This is a genomic window from Shewanella sp. SM21 (assembly GCF_025654335.1).
Classification (GTDB): Bacteria; Pseudomonadota; Gammaproteobacteria; order Enterobacterales; family Shewanellaceae; genus Shewanella; species Shewanella oncorhynchi.
On record NZ_JAKKRL010000003.1, the window covers coordinates 109,860 to 125,557 of the forward strand.

Genomic DNA, 15,698 nt, shown 5'->3' on the forward strand with positions numbered 1-15,698 from the left:
GTCATCTAAAGGGAGTAAGGCTGGAACGAATATCGGCCTTAACTCCGCAAGAATAAGCAATTTAGGCTAGAGTTTAATGAGAGCAGTTAGCAGAGAGCACCATGCAATTACCTACTATCCCTGAAAACGAGCTGCAACGTTTGGCCACGTTACGCGCACTCAATGTGCTCGACACCGATGCCGAGGAACGTTTCGATCGTATCACTCGGCTCACGCGCAGAATTTTCTCCTTGCCGACTTGTGTTGTGACCTTAGTGGATGCCGAGCGGCAGTGGTTTAAATCTCGTCAAGGACTAGAGGTGACTGAAACACCAAGGGAAATTTCATTTTGTGGACATGCGATCAATCATGACGGCATTTTCATCGTGAACGACGCCCTCAAAGATCCCCGTTTTAGTGACAATCCTCTGGTGACTGAGCTGCCGCATATTCGCTTTTACGCCGGCTATCCCCTCACCATTCACGAGCAATATCGGGTGGGTACTTTGTGTTTAATCGGTACTGAACCGCGGGATTTTACGGCTGAAGACATTGAAACCTTAACGGATTTAGGACAAATGGTAGAGGCTGAATTACTCTCTATCGCGCAAAATACCTTAGATCCCTTGACAGCTATTTCGAATCGACGTGGTTTTGAATTACTGGCCCATCAGGCGCTGGCGAGTTGTCGACGTACCGAATCTGAGGCGGCCTTAGTATTCTTCGATCTCGACTTTTTCAAGGAAGTGAATGACAGCTTTGGTCATCGCAAGGGCGATCAGGTGTTATATGATTTTGCCCATATCTTAATGACCGCTTTTAGGGAGTCGGATGTGATCGCAAGGCTTGGCGGCGATGAGTTTGTGGTGCTGTTAAGTTTTGTGCATAGAGATACCGTCAATCGGGTCATCGAGCGTTTTAAGCAGTTACTTGAGCAATATAATCAACAGCATCCTAAGCAACATAGATTGGCGACCAGCATAGGTATCGTCCATTGGACGCCGGATTCAGATATGAGCTTAGAGGATCTGTTAGATTCCGCCGATAAAGCCATGTATCAGGATAAAGCCACACATCACAGTGATGCATCTTAAATTGTTTACGCTTATGCCAATGAAAAGGGAGACAATAATGTCTCCCTTTTCATTGGACTTTATTCGGCGAAGAAGTACTAAGCTGTAATGAGCGTTACCCAATGTTGATATAAGGGTAAGCCAATTAATACGTTAACCGGAAATGTGATCCCGAGTGAGGCTAGCATAGCCAGACCTATATTGGCTTCGGGGATTGCGGCACGAATGGCCGCTGGCGCTGCGATATAAGATGCGCTGGCACTTAATGCCGCTAACACTAAAATGCTGCCTGAAGGTAAGTCCAGCCAAACGCCTACACCAATACCACACCAAGCCAATACAAAGGGCGCTACGGCGGCAAACGCTAATAGGCGCCATTGTTTAAGTGGTAGCGGCAAACACACTTTGGCCGTTACTAAGCCCATTTCCAGTAAAAATAATGCCAGTAAAGTTTTGAACCCGCCTAGTAGCACAGGTGTAAGCGGCGCAAGTCCCGTTGGGCCATAAAGCCAACCTATCACCACACCGCCAAGGAGTAAGACAACGCCGCGGCTGGTTAAGGCTTCGTGCAACACGCTTGATTGATTTTCATTTTTGGGTGATGTTTCAATTGCTTTTTTGGCACTTAAGTATCTGTGTAACCAGAGCATTACGACAATAGCAGGTAGTTCCAGCAGCACGAGATATAGGGTCGTTTCTGGCCTTAAGATCAGCCCAGATTTTTCAACCATAGCCATCACCACCGCAAAGGTTCCCGCACTGACGGAGCCGTAATGGGCGGCAATACTAATGACATCTGTATGGCCAATGCGAACCAGCCGAGTTAGTACAGGGTATAAGGCCAAGGGGATAATCAAACCTAAGGCAACAACCGCTAACAGCTCAGTGATCACTAAGTTTTGAGTGTGACCGTGGAGCGCCATTCCGCCCTTTAAACCTAAGGTAAGCATTAACAGTATGGATAGGGTTTCGTAGATCGCGGGTGGGACTTTAAGATCTGATTTCACTAGGCCAGCTAACAGGCCTAAGGCGAAAAATGCAATGACAATATCGGGCATGGGTATCTCATTAAGTTTGACTTTTAAGCCGTACAAAACGCGCTTGTTTGTCGGGTGATCCTGATGGCTGGTGATTTTGGACCTAATTGGTTATATTGAAAAATAAATTGTTTACCACCTAGGTATAGATAATTGTCTATGGATAAGCGTTCGTCATCGACTCAGCTTAAATTGCGGCATTTGAGTTTTCGGTTACTGCAGGTGTATGTGCAAGTGGTGCGGTTAGGTAATATTTCCGCAGCGGCGAGGGCATTGCATTTAACTCAACCCACAGTGTCATTACAGCTTAAAAAACTGGCCGATGTGTTGGACGAGCCATTACTCGAGAGTCGTGATGGCCGCATGTTACCGACCTTGATTGGTAATGAGTTGTACCGCGCAGCCTGCGATACCTTGAGTCGTTTTGAGGATTTCGATGCTTTTATGCAGCAGGCTAAAGGTGGCAGTGTCGGTCACATTAATATCGGTATTGTCACTACCGCAAAATACGTGTTACCACGGATTTTAGGGGCATTTTATCGGCAGTTTCCACAGGTTAAAGTGACCTTAAATATTGGTAACCGTGCCCATGTATTAGGCAGATTTGAACGTCAAGAAGATGATTTATACCTGTTCAGTCATCCTCCAAGTGGCGATAACGTGTTATCTGCACGCATCATTAAAAATCCGCTGCAACTGATTGCACCAAAGGAGCATTGGGCTGTGGGTCGTGAACAAGTGAATTTTAACGAGCTTAAGAATGAGCGTTTTATCGTTCGCGAACCGGGATCCGCCACCCGCTTAATGTTCGAGTCTTGGTGCAGTGGCCAAGGCATCACGCTCGGTGACACTATGCAAATCGAGAGTAATGAGGCGATACGCTTAAGCGTCGCGTCGGGCTTAGGTTTGTCGGTGATTTCGGCGCATACCTTGCAAGAAGGGCGCGAAAAACCTGCAATTCTAACTGTTACGGGTTTTCCGCTCGAAAGTAACTGGTATCTAGTTGGCCGTAAAGATCGCCGTTTGCCCTATGCCGCCATGCAAATGGTGGACTTTATGGCGGCGCATTTGGTCGAGTGTATCGAGCCAGAATGGGTTGCCACTGATATCAGTGAACTGGCTATGCACTTTAATCATGCACCGCAAACTCGGTCCTAGCACTCTTGAGTCTCGCTTGTATTATGGAAGCTTTATTAAACTAGATCATAGCGTTATGCATTGAGGGTAACTGTTGAACACATCTTGCGCCATTACCCTCAGATTCCATTATAAAGCGATACTCTAGACTTTAAATCGCGTCAGTAGATTGTTCAGTTCAACGGCGAGTCTTGAGAGTTCATGTGCCGAGGCACTGGTTTGCTGTGCCCCCGCAGCACTTTGGCTGGCAAGATCACTAATATTCACAATGTTTTTATCGACCTCGCGTGCGACTTTCGCTTGCTCTTCGGCGGCGCTTGCGATGACCATGTTGCTGTTATTCATAGTACTGATTTGGCGATTAATCGTGTTTAATGCATCCCCTGCTAATCTTGCGACTGAGAGTGCCTGCTCAGCCTTTTGGCCGCTGTGCTGCATCGATTGCACAGCCGTTTCGGTGCCATGCTGGATTTTGTTAATCATGTCTTCAATTTCACGGGTCGAGGACTGAGTGCGATGGGCTAGGGCGCGAACTTCATCAGCAACAACCGCAAAACCACGGCCTGTGTCGCCCGCTCGCGCCGCTTCAATGGCTGCGTTTAAGGCCAGTAAATTTGTTTGCTCAGCAATGGCGCGGATCACATCGAGAACTTTACCTATATCCCTCGCTTGAATCGCTAAGGTTTGAACAACCTGTGAACTTTGCGTCACATCCTGATTCATGTCGATAATGGCTGCGACAGTCTGATCTACCTGTTTTTTACCTAATTCGGTACTGCGGGCGGTTTCTTCAGAGGCTTCTGAAGCGAGCACCGCCGTATTGGCAACTTCATCTACTGCCGAACTCATTTCGGTAATCGCAGTTGCCGCTTGCTGTATTTCATCATTTTGTTGCTGTATGCCGCGGGAAGCATCTTCAGTGACGGAATTGAGTTCTTCGGCGGCGGAGGCGAGCTGGCTAGAGGAGTTTGCTATATGGGATAAAGTGTCGCGCAGGTTTTGCTGCATTTCAGCTAATGATTGCATCAGTTGACTGGTTTCATCTTTACCCTCTGTACTGATTTTCTGTGTTAAATCCCCCCTTGCGACTGCTACTGAAATGCCTACAGCTTCCTTCATTGGCTGCACGATACTGCGAGTTAAAAATATTGCCACTACAAATGCAGCGATTAAGGAGCCCACTATCATAATGCTGTTTAGCCATTTACTCTCGTCGTAGGCTTGTGCAGTTATTTGACCTTGTTCCTTTGCATATTCAGTATTCAAGCTGCCAATGCTAATGAGCGTCTTTGTCATTTTTTCGGCTTGCACTATCATGACATCATCCATGATCCGTTTAGCTTCGGCTGCATCATTCGCCTGTAGCTTGCTGATCATCTCATCTTGATGCTTTAAATACAGATCAAGGCTGCCACTAAATTCTTGATAGAGCTCCTGCTCACCTGGCAGGCTAATTAAAGGCTCATAGTTTTTTTGATCCGTTTTAATACTCTGGCGGATTTGCCTTAATGTATCGAGTCCTTTGTTAAGTTCTGCTGCCGAATTTGCTAATAACAGGCGAAATGTAAACACCCTAGCGCGCATCACATTGAGGTTGATGCTCGACAGACTGACCAGCGTAGGTAGGGTATTATCTTCAATTTCTTCTGCAGTGGATCGCATGGATGACATCGTCTGTAATGACATGATTCCTTGAAGTAGCAACACAAGAGCAAGTAATCCAAACGCAGCAATTAATCGTGAGCCAATCTTAAATTGTCGTAACCACATAAGTTAATCGTCCCTGTATTTAAAATAGTTCCGTTTAAGGCAGTTCTTAATATTTTCTAGCGAATACTTCGAACTAAGTGTCATGGCGCTTATTCAGAATCATGAGTCTTTAGTTGATTGCATAAACTATAGATTATATTTTTCAGCTTTTATGTTGCAGGTTGTAAATTTGAACGATTTAAACCTATAGGCTGTAAATTAGAACAATTGAAACTAAGTTACACCGTACCTTAAAACTCAAGGTTAGCAACAGCTAGAAGCAAATTGAACGTAATGAGTCATTTAGTTGTGTGAATTGAATCGATTATGGCAGATGAGTTTTCTATTTTATGTATTTGATTTTTAATTATTATAATTTTTTTTGTTGTACTAGTTTGTCTATGATTGCAGATTTTCAATTTAGGTACTTATTCATCTTTCTAGGTTTGTATCTGCAAATAGCGTATTTGACTTGTTATATTCTGAATGCATGAATTATCTTGTCACTAATTGTTCCTCGAATTTTTATCGTGATGGCTAACTTCTTGCTTATCAATATTAGGGTTTTGGTCTAACTCAACAGAGCGATAAATCGCTAATGTTTTACGGCCATTCACTTCGACTCATTTCTATTAATCGACTGTAGGTGCGGCGGAATTCAAAACTGAGTGCGCCACCTTGATAGAGTTCACTCAGTGGCACGTCGCAGCTGAGATATAAGCTGACATTTTGATCGTATAACTCATCAATTAAGCTGATAAAACGCCGTGCTGGGTCGTCGTTGGCTGCATAGGAGAGTTTGCGCTCGCCCGTGGCTGCGGCTTGGTTATCACCTGTACCGTCCTCTGTGCCGCGGGCACGGATCCAGCTTTTCACTTCGCCGCCTAATTTGGGAACGCCGCTCACCATTAAGATCTTAAATCGGCTGGCGATTTCGATGTAATCGAGTTGGGATCTCGGGCCGTCACATAGGGTATAAAAATCGAACCAAGCGACGGAGTTGCCTGTTGGCGCTATAGCGGCGCGGATCACTGGAATTTCACGGTTGCAGATGGTGAGGTTAGCATTACTCATTCTGCTATCACTAATGCCAATAGCGCTCATACTGAGTGTATTTGGTGTTAACCCATTCACTAGCTTGTCAAAAATCTGCTCAAAATCGAGTGTTCCGGTAATGCCGATATTGCGGGAAATCGAGGCGTTAACTTCAGCGCTATCAATGCCAATCTCGTTGTTTAATGAAGGATTGATAGCGTGCATTCTATGGTCTTGGTTGCCATTGAGATGCAGCATTTGAGTGTGTGTTTGCAGCAGTTGGATGCAAGGTAAAAATCTGTGCCTAGCTAGGCCGTTCTCATATAAGCGCTCAATAGGAATATTTGAGGTGGCGACCAGCACCACACCTTGTTTGAATAGGCATTCAAAGAGCCCTGCGAGTATCATGGCATCGCCAATGTCCGAGACAAAAAACTCATCGAAACACAGCACCTTGCACTCTTTTGCGAGATTTTTAGCTATGAGAGTTAACGGATCTCGTTTGCCCGAATGCTCGCGTAATGCTTGGTGAATCCGCGCCATAAATCGGTGAAAATGCAGTCTTAACTTGCCTTCACTCGGCAAACAATCGAAAAACAAATCCATCAGAAACGTTTTGCCCCTCCCCACATCGCCCCACAGATACAGACCTTTGATTGCTTGTTTGTTGATAAGGGAAAACTGTGCTGAATGTGGCTTTAGCATCAACTGCTTAAATAGCACATCGAGCGCCAACACCGCCTGTTGCTGCGCGGGATCGTCAATGAGATCTATGCACACCTTGGCGCGATACGCTTCAAGTGGTGTCACGATTGGGGTTATCGATTGCGAGCTAGCGGAGTTTGAATGTGCCATGTCGGGGTCTCGTTGGCGGTTTGTTTTCGGTGTTTGCTGCTAGTGTGTTCTTTAGCTTTGTTTTAGTGCGATATCAACACTCACCTTTTTGAGGCATCCTGTTACTCATATTCAGGTACTCGAGAGCCATATGGCAAGATGCGCAGGGTAACATAGTCGCTGGCGTGACTTAAGTCCCGCTCTGGAGCTTAGGTCAAATACTAAGCGAAACCAGTGCTTTATTCTTGAGGACTTTTACCATAACATCTTTGTCACAAAAATAATGATATGGAATGAATCCTATGGCGAGTAAGGGCAATGGCATTACGGTTATCAGTGCACAAACCTTGATTGAGGGCGACATTCAGTTAGAGAGCGCGGCATTCATTGCGGGTAAATTGCAGGGCAAGGTTAGATCAGCAGGACAAATTAAGATCGAACTTGGCGGCGAAATCTCTGGTGAAGTCAGTTGTCATGAGCTGCGTGTTTGCGGCGTATTTCGCGGAAGAGTCTGTTGTAATAAGTTGATTATTACCAGTTCTGGTGTGGTTGACGGTGAAGTCGCCAGTCATCAGATGGAGATTTACGAAGGCGGGCAGTTTATTGGTCAGCGTATTAAAGGTCCTGAACTTGATGCCTTGCCGGACATGCTACAAGCACTCGCGCCAATAGCTCAACGCTCGGATGCGCATTTATATGCCAGTGAAAGCACTTTACTAAGAGGTGATAATCTGGCGATTCGCCCTTGGCTGTATGTTGCAGTGGCAACTGTCGTCATAGCGTTAGGTTTTAGTTTTGGACCCGAGCAATTGCGTGAGTGGTTACCGAATCTTAGTGACAGCACGTTGAAAACTGAGGTGTCTCCGGCAATCGAGGGGCCTAAGGCCGTAAATGGTATGGCTCCTGAACAACCTGCTACGCCAAATAGCGCGAATGCCGACAATATGGCGGTGTTACCGGCAGAAGATCCTGATCCGCAGGCCATACAGCAGGATTCGGCGATGGAAGATTTGCAACAAATGGAACAAGGCCATGAACAGATGACGCAGGGTGATAATGGCGCACCGCCTGCCAGCGACAGTGCGACCAATAAGCTCTAATCTGTCGATCGCGCATTTGAATCTTTTAGAAGGATTATTTGGCTTTAGTTGTCAGTTAGGCCAACCTTGACCCTTTCAAACTGCCACTCTGGTAGCTTGGTTTTTAAGTCAGGAAGAATTCGATCAACATCGCCCCGCAAAATAATCAATGGATTACCACTAAAAGCCGCGTTTGCTAACTGTTGTAGCCTTTCGGGCGTTAGAGCCTGTAATCCTGCATTTAGCTGCTGAACTTCAATTTGAGTTAATCCTGTCGCGACTTGGTGGATATATTGGTTTTCACGTTGAATGCTGTTGTCTTGGCTGAGCAAATCTTCACCGATCAAATAGGTTTTAAGTGCATCGATTTCACCTTGGCTAGCACCTTGCGTCTTAACCAGTGCGAGGTGATCGAGTATACCCACCACAAACGCGCCCGTATGTTCTATGGCTGTACTGCCGTAAAATTTGATGCTGCTGGACAGCGGTGCATTGGCGCACTGGCCGTAGATGCCATAGGTGAGGCCGCGTTTTTCCCGTAAATCATAGTAGAGTCTGCCCGAAAAACTGCGGCCCATGAGTGCGGATAAACTGCGACAGCTTAAGGCGACTTCCTGTGGGTTCAGTAGCTGCTGAGTTGATGCATCACTTAGGACATGATCTATGGCATAGCCTAGGCGGACTTGGGTTTGCACGCTGCCCGGCGCATCAATAAGGTAAATCCTCTTGATTTGCTGAGGCTTTACTGTCTCTGGTTTATCCGCTTTCGGCACTGAATTAGGCAATAATGGCCACAGTTTAAGGCTAGCTTGAAGGTCAAATTTAGCGTTATTTGCCAAAGAGTTGGGTAGAAAAAGATGCCACTGTGCTTGTGTTACCGCCTGCTGTTGGATTTGTTGTAGTTGCCTTAGGCTGAGTGAATCGAACAATGCATTATTATTGATCACTCTATTGTAGGGATGTTCAGGGCCGAGCAGTTTATCGCGCCACACTTTATCTATCTCGGCGCCACTAAAGGCGTTTAAGTGTTTATTGAGCTTGAGTTGACGGCGAATATTGTCGACATCGACGGGGGCTGTTGTCGCATCAACAAAGGCATCTGGCTGCAAAAATTGCAGTAGTAAGCCGTAGATATGGTTAACATCGTCGGGGCAAGTGAGGCTTAAATTAATGCTGTGCAAGCTGACACGCATATTGAAAGTCTCAAGACAGGGATCTGCGCGGCTAATGGCAAGTGCGCGGGCCTTTTCTTGAAAGGCAATCTGTAAAATATCAGGATTATTGAAGGGAACTTGCGGGCTCACTGCCGCTAAACTGACCCTGTTACTCACACTACTATTCATTTGAACTGAGGCAAGGCGATGTAACTGATAGGGTAAATCCAATTCGGTATGGACTTCATCGGTAAAAATTTCATCCGTTACGGGGATAATGACGCCGCTTTTGGGTAAATGATTGTTCAAAGAGCTGCCCAAAGGATTGTTTAAAGAGTTAGGTAAAGAATGGGCTAAAGAGTTTGGTGTTTCAAAATGGGCCAAACTCGGCGGTTCGCTCGGCGTGAAGACGATTTGCGTCTGCTGGCAGGCGTTTAGTGATAAAGCCACAGCGCAGAACATTAAGCCTTGTAGCTGCTTTGACATTGTCAGAGTCGTCATAATACCGCATCCTCTAAACTGTCACTCATATCGTTAGGCAGCCATTCCAGTAGCGTTTTACCCCAGCGAATATACCAAGGTGGCAGTAGGTCGACTCGGACATAATCTTGGTTGAAATACCGTTTTGCGACGCTTTGGATATCGTCGGCCGTGACTGCGTTGATCCGTTGCCACTGCGCAGTAAAGGGATGGTCTTTATCTTGAGCCGACGTTGCGGAAAGCTTGATGGCTAAGGCCTGCGTGTCATCCAGTTGTTGTAATTGATTGTTTAACCACACTTGTTTAAGTGTGCAAAGACTTGCTTCATCCAGAGCATCTTGCTGCGTTTGTGCCACAAGTCCCAACACTTTTTGCACTAAGGCATCGAGTGAGGTCCGTGCCCGTGGAACCAAGACGATATTCGCTATGCCATGATTTTCTAACTCAAAGGGCAGGGAGTAGCTGAGCATTTGTTCGGGATTATGCAGACTGAGTTTAGCAAGTGCACTGGTGGTGTTTTGAAATAAATAGCCTTCTAGCAGCCGAATTGCGGCAGCATCTGGGTGATCTTTACCTACTGTATGCCAAGCGAGCAGTAATCCGGGCCAAGGTCCGCGCTCATCCACTAACTCAGCATGTACTTGTTTAGGCTGGATTGTTAACTCAGAAAATTCAGGTTCAGCAATCGTTGGCCTAGACCAAGCCGCAAAATTTTGCTCAATCCATTGTCGGGTTTGTGGGCTTAGTTTGCCGACAAGGGAAAGCTGCATCGCATCGGGACGATAATAAGCACGGTGAAAGGCAGTTAGGTTTTCTGGTGTGGCTTGCAAGATATCTTCGCGACTGCCAATAATACCGTGACCGTAGGGAGTGCCTTTTACTTGCTCGAGTAAAAACGCCATCGCGCTGCGGATATAGGGCTGATTATCTATGGTTTGTGCCATTTCCTGCAGTACGGTTTCCTGCTGATTTTTAACCGTAGTGGCGTTAAGGCTAGGGCGGATAAAGCGATCGGCTTCGAGATATAAGCCCAGTTCTAATGCTTGGTTTGGCAGCGTCACATAGTAGTTGGTGTAGTCAAAATGCGTGCTGGCATTAAAACGTGCACCTAAAGCACTGAACTGCTGAGCATAGGTATCGCTGGGGGCATTTTCACTCCCTTTAAACAACATGTGCTCAAACAGATGGGCGTAACCGCTCTGACCTTGGGCTTCGTTGCGGGCGCCTAAATTAAATTGGCTGGCGACTGTGACTGTTTGTTTATCTGCCATGGGCAGTAATCGCACTGTTAGGCCATTTTGTAGCGTATAGGTCTCTATATTCGCTTCGAGCGCATATAAGGCTTGCGCATCTTGCTCGGTGCGGCATTGGGCCTGTAGCGTATGACTGAAAACACTGGCCGAAATGGCGATAAAAAAGGTGATTTGAGTGTTCATAAGTGCGTCCTGCCGAGCTTATTTTTTAATTCGTTAAATGTCTTACTCAAGCTGGATACCATTAACGACAGGCAATTGATACATTCGCAGGTATCGATACAGATTGCACCACTGTCGACGACTGCTCGGATTTCATCGAAATCAGTTGAATAGCATTCAGTTTTTGAAAAGAACTGCTATGATGGCACAGTTCTTTTTCTGGCATAAGTACAAGATATGGTAAGCAGATCTCCGTTCGAATCCTTTCAGTGGAAAAGCGATATTTTTAACTGTGAAAGCACTGATATTGATAATTTCTATCTGCTGCTTGAGCAGGAAATGACCCGTTTGGGCATGGTTGAGAAAACATTGGGTGAAGTGGGTAAATACGATGTTAGCTTGTATCAGTCACCGGCCGCTAAGTCAGGCTTACCTTCTTTATTGATCAGCACAGGATTTCATGGCGAAGAATCTGCAGGCCCATGGGGTTTGTTGCATTTTTTGAGTGAAGCTTCAGCAGACCTATTTGAACGGGTGAACTTGAGTTTATTGCCTCTCGTCAATCCTACTGGATTCAGTCGTGGTCATAGATTTAATAAATACGGCGAAAACCCAAATCGTGGTTTTGTATTTGAGAACGGTAAACCTAAAGCGAATGAACATACATCGGTTGAAGGTAAGCTATTGTTAGAGCACGCACAGTTACTGCTTGCTGCGAGTCGAGACGGTATTTTAACTTGCCATGAAGATGTCTTGAGTCGTGAAGCCTATGTGTATTCTTTTGAGCCAAGCCAAGTACCTGGACGTTTTAGTCTCGATCTGCGCGATACTTTAGGTGGTTATTTCCCGATTGCGGTAGACGGTGAGATTGATGGGTGTCCTGTAAAAGATGGTTTGATCTTCAATCATTTTGATACGTCTTTTGAAGCTTGTTTAGTGCGAAGTGGTGCTCGTGTCGGTGCTTGTACTGAAACGCCTGCGTTGCAAAACTTCGATCAACGCGTATTAGCAAACAGTGCTGCTATGACTCACTTCTTGGCCCTGTGTGCACCTTTATGTGATTGATATTTTAGTCTATTACGTTAGTGAATAGCCTGACACGACAAAAAAATACCCGCAGATTGCGGGTATTTTTTTAGGTGGTATTCGCCAGTGAATTATTGATTAATTCGCATTGGCACACCAGTACGTTCATCGAGTAGCTTCTTGATCACAGAAGAATCAGTGTCAGCTTTCGCGATAAACTTAGCGATCTCTTTTGGCAGTGATATCGCAACTGGCTCATTTGATTCAAACTCCGCCACAGTGCGAGACAATGGTTGATGCACGGCTAAGTAGCGTTTACCGTCTGGCTCTTCGGTTGCTTTAATCGGCTGGTTCACAAATTGTACCCGGGTTCCCACTGGTACAGTCTTGAATAGATGCTCGATATCTTCATGGCGTAAACGCACACAACCTTGACTGACACGCAAACCAATACCGAAACTTGCGTTAGTACCATGAATCGCATACAAGTTGCCGATATACAGCGCATACAGTCCCATAGGGTTATCTGGACCCGCTGGCCATACCGCTGGCAGGATTTCACCTTTAGCAGCATATTCTTTACGAATGCGCGGTGTGGGTGTCCAAGTTGGATTCGCACGCTTGCGTTGTACAGTGGTCACCCAGTTTTCTGGTGTGTCTTTACCAATTTGGCCAATACCAATAGGCAACACTTCAACAGTCTTTTTGCCTTTCGGATAGTAATACAAACGCATTTCAGCCACGTTGATCACTATGCCTTCACGGGGAGCGTTTGGCAGGATCAATTGCAATGGAATGATCAGTTGGCTACCTGGTTTTGGCAGAAATGGATCCACACCTGGGTTAGCTTCGAGTAGGTTACTGAGACCAAGCTGGTATTTGGCTGCGATATCTTCGAGAGTGTGTTTACCCTCTGGAACCGTATAATACTGGTTCTCGCCAATTAGCCTGCTTTGGGCGGCTGGTAAAGGATATTCCGTTGCTAAAGCGGACAGACTAGGGAAAACCAAAGTCAATAATAAAGCTGTGGTGCGAAGCATACTCATAAGCGGATACTACGATTCCTGTTAATAAAAAAGCGTGTTTAACGCAGCTTTCTCTCTTAAAACGAGAGCGGCAATTTGACGAGCAAAATGCACTGGCGCGCGAAGCTCGCATCCTTCCTTATTTTGGACATTATTTCAACTGAAATATGATCAGTACGGCGTATTTGTCGCTTAATTTTTTGTTTTAACGGTTTTCCTTAGCGGCGTCAATTGTCAGTATTTAGTCTTGTCGTTAAAACCTGCTGTACTCAATTATCTTGTGTATACCTTCCTGCTTGATGAAAAATATTTGCAGTGTTAACCAATCTAAAACGTGTCTGTTTGAATGGCGAGCATGTATGGCGTTACTGGAATTGATTTGTTTTGGGAAAACAGAGTGTGGTCCTTTTCTGACAAGGCTATTGCTCATCGGATAAAGTGAATTTAAATCATTTCATTGGCAAATAAATGGAGTTAAAACAATTAGCTTAAGGATAATGTTCAAATATTCACCCTTTACACGACATTATTTTATCTGACACTAAATTGGCTATGATACCGTTAGTTTATACAGGTTTGTGAGCTGAGTTTTGCTTGAATGATTTGAGTTTACGTTCAGTTTGTTATTTTTAACTATTTGATATTTATTTATTTTAATGCTTATTAAGTCGTGTGGTGATGTTCTGCTATCCTTTAGGTTTTACGTTAGCCTTTATCTAAAGGTTAATAGAAAGTTGGTTTTATGACATTTTTTATGTAGATGATTGAAATTTAATATTTAACGCTCCAATAATTCGATATTTTTGTGCTAATATAAAATCATAAAATTGTGAGTTGAGTCATTTTTAACCTCGGTGATTTGTCTATCGTTTAACTAAACAACCTGTATTAAGGAGGCGTTTGTGGATGCAGATTCCATCAATAGTTTTTTTCTGATTGGCGCCTTGCTTACAGCAGTGAGTGTTTTACTTAGTCCTATGTCTTCCCGTTTGGGCATCCCTATTTTATTGATTTTCCTCGCTGTGGGTATTTTGGCTGGCGAAGATGGCCTTGGTGGAATCCAGTTTGATGATTATTCAACTTCCTATTTAGTCAGTAACTTAGCCTTAGCGATTATTTTACTCGATGGAGGTATGCGCACCCGCGTTGCCAGTTTTAGGGTGGCGCTATGGCCTGCATTATCGTTGGCGACCTTTGGCGTTGCCATTACGACCAGTATCACCGGCATGATGGCCGCATGGTTGTTCGACTTGCATTGGTTGCAAGGTTTGCTGGTGGGCGCGATTGTGGGCTCGACCGATGCCGCCGCGGTATTTTCCCTGCTTAAAGGGCGTAGCCTTAACGAGCGGGTTGGTGCGACCTTAGAAATTGAGTCCGGCAGTAACGATCCCATGGCGGTATTCTTAACCGTAACCTTGATTGCCATTCTTGCCAATGTCGACAGTGAGTTGTCCTTCAGCTTTATGCTTATTAGCTTTATTAAGCAATTTGGTCTGGGGATCTGTTTAGGTTTAGGCGGCGGCTGGATGCTGTGGAAGCTCGTCAATTTAAGCAAGTTAGCTGATGGTCTGTACTCTATTTTAGTTTTAAGCGGTGGTCTGATTATTTATGCTGCGTCCAACAAACTGGGTGGTAGCGGTATTTTGTCGATTTACTTAGTGGGTCTGTTCCTCGGCAATAAGCCAACCCGTGGCCGTCATGCGATTTTGAACGTACTGGATGGTATGACTTGGGTCAGTCAAATCGGCATGTTCCTCGTATTAGGGTTATTGCTTACCCCTTCAGATTTAGTCGATATCATGATCCCAGGTTTTGCTCTGGCATTCGGAATGATTTTATTTGCTCGCCCTGTCGCCGTATGGATCAGTCTATTGCCGTTTAAGAGCTTTAGCAGTCGCGACCGCTGGTTTATTTCTTGGGTGGGGTTACGCGGCGCTGTGCCTATCATCTTAGCAGTATTCCCTATGATGGCGGGCTTACCGGGTGCTCAGTTGTACTTCAACTTAGCCTTCTTCGTTGTATTAGTGTCGTTGCTGGTTCAAGGTGCATCTTTGACCACAGCAGCGCGTTTAGCTAAGGTGGAACTGCCCCCAAAGCCGTTACCCGTTTCGCGCTCGGGAGTTGAAATTTACCCGAGCAGCGAATGGGAAGTGTTTGTCTATCGTTTGAGTGAAAGTAAGTGGTGTATTGGTGAGCCGCTAAAGCGCTTGGCTATGCCAGATGGGACACGGATTGCGGCGGTATTTAGGGATGACACTTTGCTGCATCCATCGGGTAGCACTCGTCTCGAGGCGGGCGATATACTCTGTGTGCTGGGTCAGGAGAAAAGTTTAGAAGCCTTGAGTAACCTCTTTAGCCAAGCGCCAGAAAATAAAGAAGTACAACGATTCTTCGGTGATTTCTTTATTGAAACAGACGTTAAGCTTGCGGATCTCGCGCCTATTTATGGTTTAAGTTTAGATAATCTCGCTGATGATATGACAGTCGCAGACCTTGTGGTATCTCAGCTTGGCGCTAATCCTGTACTTGGGGATCAGTTCCACTGGCAGTCGTTGCATTGGGTGGTGGCGGGGCTGTATGAAGGTAAAGTCACTAACGTAGGTATTCGTTTACCGACTGAGAATGCGCTCTAATCCTATGTGCTAGATGGTCCTTACTATCGAAAGTCACCATAA

General features: G+C 45.5%; 11 protein-coding genes. 5 read left to right on the top strand and 6 right to left on the bottom strand.

Translation table 11 applies throughout. The annotated features are described in order from the left end of the window. The first annotated feature begins 101 nt into the window (after nt 1-101). Nucleotides 102-1,073, top strand: coding sequence for a sensor domain-containing diguanylate cyclase (locus tag L5L94_RS04700; RefSeq protein WP_263142673.1), 972 nt, complete (start codon nt 102-104; stop codon nt 1,071-1,073). 77 nt (nt 1,074-1,150) lie between these two features. Here L5L94_RS04700 and L5L94_RS04705 read toward each other — a convergent pair whose 3' ends face one another. After that, entirely contained in the window at nt 1,151-2,110 is a 960-nt protein-coding gene (locus tag L5L94_RS04705) for a sodium-dependent bicarbonate transport family permease (RefSeq protein ID WP_263142671.1), read from the bottom strand. 138 nt (nt 2,111-2,248) lie between these two features. Here L5L94_RS04705 and L5L94_RS04710 point away from each other — a divergent pair, with 138 nt between their 5' ends. Beyond that, entirely contained in the window at nt 2,249-3,247 is a 999-nt protein-coding gene (locus tag L5L94_RS04710; protein ID WP_263142669.1) for a LysR family transcriptional regulator, read from the top strand. A gap of 123 nt (nt 3,248-3,370) precedes the next feature. Here the strand turns inward: L5L94_RS04710 and L5L94_RS04715 are convergent, their stop codons facing one another. Then, on the bottom strand, nt 3,371-4,996 hold the full coding sequence (locus L5L94_RS04715) for a methyl-accepting chemotaxis protein (protein ID WP_168822572.1): 1,626 nt from the start codon (nt 4,994-4,996) through the stop codon (nt 3,371-3,373). A gap of 582 nt (nt 4,997-5,578) precedes the next feature. Next, nucleotides 5,579-6,865: a cell division protein ZapE gene (gene zapE / locus L5L94_RS04720; RefSeq protein WP_263161545.1), complete on the bottom strand. Its 1,287-nt coding sequence runs from the start codon at nt 6,863-6,865 to the stop codon at nt 5,579-5,581. A 281-nt stretch (nt 6,866-7,146) separates the two neighbouring features. Here zapE and L5L94_RS04725 point away from each other — a divergent pair, with 281 nt between their 5' ends. Continuing rightward, nucleotides 7,147-7,944 carry a polymer-forming cytoskeletal protein gene (locus tag L5L94_RS04725; protein ID WP_263161928.1) on the top strand — a complete coding sequence of 266 codons (798 nt, stop codon included), beginning with the start codon at nt 7,147-7,149 and terminating at the stop codon, nt 7,942-7,944. A gap of 44 nt (nt 7,945-7,988) precedes the next feature. On the opposite strand, the gene L5L94_RS04730 is transcribed toward L5L94_RS04725, so the two are convergent. Both L5L94_RS04730 and L5L94_RS04735 read right to left on the bottom strand, forming a co-directional pair. Next, nucleotides 7,989-9,578: a M16 family metallopeptidase gene (locus L5L94_RS04730; protein WP_263161548.1), complete on the bottom strand. Its 1,590-nt coding sequence runs from the start codon at nt 9,576-9,578 to the stop codon at nt 7,989-7,991. After that, a complete protein-coding gene (locus L5L94_RS04735) occupies nt 9,575-10,993 on the bottom strand; it encodes a M16 family metallopeptidase (RefSeq protein WP_131524281.1) in 1,419 nt (472 codons plus the stop codon). The genes L5L94_RS04730 and L5L94_RS04735 overlap by 4 nt, the downstream gene beginning before the upstream one ends. A 216-nt stretch (nt 10,994-11,209) precedes the next feature. Here L5L94_RS04735 and L5L94_RS04740 point away from each other — a divergent pair, with 216 nt between their 5' ends. Continuing rightward, nucleotides 11,210-12,037 carry a M14 family metallocarboxypeptidase gene (locus L5L94_RS04740; protein WP_105251567.1) on the top strand — a complete coding sequence of 276 codons (828 nt, stop codon included), beginning with the start codon at nt 11,210-11,212 and terminating at the stop codon, nt 12,035-12,037. A gap of 92 nt (nt 12,038-12,129) precedes the next feature. On the opposite strand, the gene L5L94_RS04745 is transcribed toward L5L94_RS04740, so the two are convergent. Beyond that, nucleotides 12,130-13,044: a L,D-transpeptidase family protein gene (locus L5L94_RS04745; protein WP_105251568.1), complete on the bottom strand. Its 915-nt coding sequence runs from the start codon at nt 13,042-13,044 to the stop codon at nt 12,130-12,132. Nucleotides 13,045-13,925: 881 nt separating this feature from the next. Between L5L94_RS04745 and L5L94_RS04750 the strand changes: the two genes are divergently transcribed. Next, nucleotides 13,926-15,656, top strand: a complete 1,731-nt coding sequence (locus L5L94_RS04750; RefSeq protein WP_105251569.1) for a potassium/proton antiporter — start codon at nt 13,926-13,928, stop codon at nt 15,654-15,656. Nucleotides 15,657-15,698 lie beyond the last annotated feature (42 nt).

Excerpts from the sequence above, each read along its gene's own strand:
- L5L94_RS04700 (WP_263142673.1), top strand. The coding sequence starts at position 102 with ATGCAATTACCTACTATCCCTGAAAACGAGCTGCAACGTTTGGCCACG.
- L5L94_RS04705 (WP_263142671.1), bottom strand. The coding sequence starts at position 2,110 with ATGCCCGATATTGTCATTGCATTTTTCGCCTTAGGCCTGTTAGCTGGC.
- L5L94_RS04710 (WP_263142669.1), top strand. The coding sequence starts at position 2,249 with ATGGATAAGCGTTCGTCATCGACTCAGCTTAAATTGCGGCATTTGAGT.
- L5L94_RS04715 (WP_168822572.1), bottom strand. The coding sequence starts at position 4,996 with ATGTGGTTACGACAATTTAAGATTGGCTCACGATTAATTGCTGCGTTT.
- zapE (WP_263161545.1), bottom strand. The coding sequence starts at position 6,865 with ATGGCACATTCAAACTCCGCTAGCTCGCAATCGATAACCCCAATCGTG.
- L5L94_RS04725 (WP_263161928.1), top strand. The coding sequence starts at position 7,147 with ATGGCGAGTAAGGGCAATGGCATTACGGTTATCAGTGCACAAACCTTG.
- L5L94_RS04730 (WP_263161548.1), bottom strand. The coding sequence starts at position 9,578 with ATGACGACTCTGACAATGTCAAAGCAGCTACAAGGCTTAATGTTCTGC.
- L5L94_RS04735 (WP_131524281.1), bottom strand. The coding sequence starts at position 10,993 with ATGAACACTCAAATCACCTTTTTTATCGCCATTTCGGCCAGTGTTTTC.
- L5L94_RS04740 (WP_105251567.1), top strand. The coding sequence starts at position 11,210 with ATGGTAAGCAGATCTCCGTTCGAATCCTTTCAGTGGAAAAGCGATATT.
- L5L94_RS04745 (WP_105251568.1), bottom strand. The coding sequence starts at position 13,044 with ATGAGTATGCTTCGCACCACAGCTTTATTATTGACTTTGGTTTTCCCT.